Raw genomic sequence first — 2,692 nt, 5'->3', positions numbered from 1 at the left:
CATTTCTGATGAAAACTGTGTATAAAAATGGCCCGCCATCCAATTTGATGCGGGCCTCCTTCACTGAGAACTGTGAACTGAGAACTGATAACTTTATAAACTCCGGCTATTCAATATTTTGTGTAATTATTGTACAGCCCCTTTCCATCAGCGGCCTTTGGCCGCGGGGTTGGGAATCTCGGAACTGGGAAATTCAATGGGACCTATATAAAAATGCGCGGCTTCATGAGTTGTGCCGCGCCACCGCCCCGAGTCCCGATGTCCCGATTCCCGGACGATTTACAGTTTCGAAGACAGCTGAAAATGCAAAGTTTCAAAGAATCCGGTTTTATACAGCAAGGAGATTGACTATGGATGAAATGAAGAAGGAAATAGAAAAAATGATGAGAGCGGATTACCGTACTTTCGTGAAGGCTCTGGTATCCATCGAGACCGGGGAGGAGGATCCGGATTTGCTTTCTGAAATGGTGGAGAAGTATATGAAGTCTGAGGACTGGATGCTCATCGATCCTCATTTCTACTATTATGGGGACCCCGAAATGGCCTGGAAAGAGGGGTGGGAGTGGTAAGTATAGGGATTGGGGATGAGGATTTGGGGATTGGGGAAGGTGCGGCGCAAATTTATTGAGCGCTGCTTTTTTGATGCTGCCTTCGGCCCTCATTTAAGATGAGTAAAATTTTCCTCATTTGTGCGGTTCCCCCTCACCCGCTTCGCGGGAGGATGGGGTTACCTTTTAGTTCATTTTCGACTTGTACGATCGTACAGCCCCTCCGTCAGCTGCGCTGACACCTCCCCGAACTTCGGGGGGCCTGGAGGGGAGCCTTACCGCGATTGGATAGTGGCATTTCGATGAAATTGGTTCGTCAGTCAGCCTCGTATGTGCCTTGTGACGAAAGATGAACCCACCCGCCTTCGCTCCGCTCAGGCACCCTCCCAAAACTTGGGAGGGCTTGACCGATAGCATGCTTTGCGGTTCCCTCATTTTCGACTTGAACGGGTAGTGCAGGGGAAGCACTAATCATCCTATCCGTCACTTCGTGACACCTTTCCTATCTAGGAAAGGTTGATCGGCGGCGGCCTTTGGCCGCGGGGATTCTATCTCCTGCCCTTTCAGGCCCTTCGGGCCAGCTTCCCCGAGGGGAAGCCTGACCGGGAAGCTTTTGAGGCATTTGTCGCGGGATTGGTTTGTCAGTCGGCCCTGTTTGTGCCTTGTGCGATTGAACAACCTTTCCGCCTTCGCTGCGCTCAGGCACCTTTCCAAGCTTGGAAAGGTGGTGCCCTGCAGCATGCTTTGGGATTTCCTCATTTGGGGCTTGAATGGGTAGTGTGGAGAATTAAGAGGCTCGCATGGAAGTTCCGGGTTCCGAGGGGGTTCATTAGTACGTTACGGTTGTGACTCTTGTGTCATTTTGCATTCTTGCGATAGATAGCCCCGCAACACCTGCTTCGCGGGAGCTTCTCCCGCAGGGGGACGCGGGGAACCTGGGCCCGCGGAGCGGGCTAATGTCATCGCAAGACTCGAATCGTCCGTGGGACAAAGCCCTCAAAAGGTACGCGTAGAATCGGAGGGGCAAATGCCCATGAAATGGGCTGGAGTCATCGCAAGACTCGAATCGTCCGTGGGACTAAAGCTTCAAAAGGCAGGCGAAGAATCGGAGGGGCAAATGCCCATGAAATGGGCTGGAGTCATCGCAAGACTCGAATCGTCCGTGGGACCAAAGCTTCAAAAGGCAGGCGTGGAAAGGAAAATATATTTCCAATTTTGCTCCTTGAAATAGAACGAATGTTTTATTATAATATATACGAACCTACGTTCTATATGATGCTGATAGTTCGGGGTGAGTTCGGAACGTTCTGTTTTGATTATGGGAAGGTATGATATGGATAGCAGGATTGTGGCTCTGATTCCGGTGCGGACGGGACCGGCTAATGGATGTGTGGTGCTTTTTGAGAGCGGGCGGAGGCTGCAGCTTTTCTGCTCGGTGGAGAAGTATATGAATACGATTGCTCATTTCATGGGAAATGATAATAAGGCGTGCCGGAGGCTTTTCAAGGGGCGCCGGGGGACGGGGGTCCGGCTGAATGATGGGTCTGTCTTTGTGCAGATGAAGCTGGCAAAGGAGCCGCCTTCTTTCGGGTATGTGCTGGTGCCGGCGATCCGGGGGCTGCTTCCGGATGATCAGGAGCGGTGTGTCATTTATTTCAGTCATGGGCTGACTCTCCAGACGTACTGGAAGGTGCAGACGGCTTCGAGTCATCTGAAAATGGTGGAGAAGGTGCTGACGATTCCGAGCCTGGAGGAGGTACGGGTGTATTGAGGGTTTGGGCTTTATGGAAATACAGGAAATATAACTTTTGAATCGGGGATCCCGGGGAGGATCGGGGATTGTCGGGAATCTCGGGAAGGTGGCGCCTTTGAAATGATGAGGGCGCCTTTTTTATTTGGCCTTCGGCTCTCATCTGCGTCGGGGGAAATTTTCCTCGTTTGTGCGGTTCCCCCTCACCGGGATGATTTTGCCTTTAAGCTCATTTTCGACTTGTACGATTGTACAGCCCCCCACCGCTTCGCGGAGGGCAGATTGTCAAGTCTAGTGCAACATTTCTTCAACAAATTCTATTGGAGTCATCCAATCCATTCCTTTTCTAGGTCTATTGTTAATATAGTCTACTGCCTGTTGAACTTCATCATCT

At 51.2% G+C, this 2,692-nt stretch carries 2 protein-coding genes; both read left to right on the top strand.

Annotated elements, in window-relative coordinates:
* Nucleotides 1-350: 350 nt before the first annotated feature.
* Nucleotides 351-569 carry a hypothetical protein gene (locus VZT47_RS10000; protein ID WP_330224816.1) on the top strand — a complete coding sequence of 73 codons (219 nt, stop codon included), beginning with the start codon at nucleotides 351-353 and terminating at the stop codon, nucleotides 567-569.
* A 1,312-nt stretch (nucleotides 570-1,881) separates the two neighbouring features.
* The gene (locus VZT47_RS09995; protein ID WP_330224815.1) at nucleotides 1,882-2,319 is read left to right on the top strand and encodes a hypothetical protein; all 438 of its coding nucleotides are present in this window, start codon (nucleotides 1,882-1,884) and stop codon (nucleotides 2,317-2,319) included.
* Nucleotides 2,320-2,692 lie beyond the last annotated feature (373 nt).

Source organism: Dialister sp., from assembly GCF_036343215.1.
In the GTDB taxonomy this organism is placed as follows: Bacteria; Bacillota; Negativicutes; order Veillonellales; family Dialisteraceae; genus Dialister.
Note: the sequence above shows the minus strand (reverse complement) of the source record. Positions and strands in the feature narration are given on the sequence as shown.

Bases quoted from the DNA above. Each gene is read 5' to 3' on its own strand.
- VZT47_RS10000 (WP_330224816.1), top strand. From the start codon at position 351: ATGGATGAAATGAAGAAGGAAATAGAAAAAATGATGAGAGCGGATTAC.
- VZT47_RS09995 (WP_330224815.1), top strand. From the start codon at position 1,882: ATGGATAGCAGGATTGTGGCTCTGATTCCGGTGCGGACGGGACCGGCT.